Consider the following 326-nt stretch of genomic DNA (forward strand, 5'->3'; position numbering starts at 1 on the left):
GCGCAAAGAGCGTGATCATGGTTAGGCGTCCAACCAGGGCGCGTTTGTCACCAGCAAGGGCTTTGACCTCGACGGCGGAGACGGCACAGCGAAGTGCTGCTTGAGCCTGCGTCGCCCATGGGCGCACGAGCTTGTTCTCGACCGCTATCAAGGCGGCGACAAGCGCAAGCGACACCACCAGCCAAGGCGTAAGCAGGGACCAGCCGCCAAGAACGACAAGGGCGACGCCGGCGAGCACACCGGCGCCCACCAGAAGCCCAGCAAAGCGGCTGGCGAAGAAGGCCATTCTGGCCGGCCCTGGCTGGCCTCTTCGGGCTGGAATTAGC

1 protein-coding gene is annotated in these 326 nt (G+C 65.0%); it reads right to left on the minus strand.

Annotation, left to right across the window (positions count from 1 at the left end):
• On the minus strand, window positions 1–286 hold a 286-nt coding region (locus EN850_RS34855; RefSeq protein ID WP_136093023.1), incomplete at its 3' end, for a hypothetical protein.
• Window positions 287–326 lie beyond the last annotated feature (40 nt).

The organism is Mesorhizobium sp. M8A.F.Ca.ET.207.01.1.1, assembly GCF_004794715.1.
Taxonomy (GTDB): domain Bacteria; phylum Pseudomonadota; class Alphaproteobacteria; order Rhizobiales; family Rhizobiaceae; genus Mesorhizobium.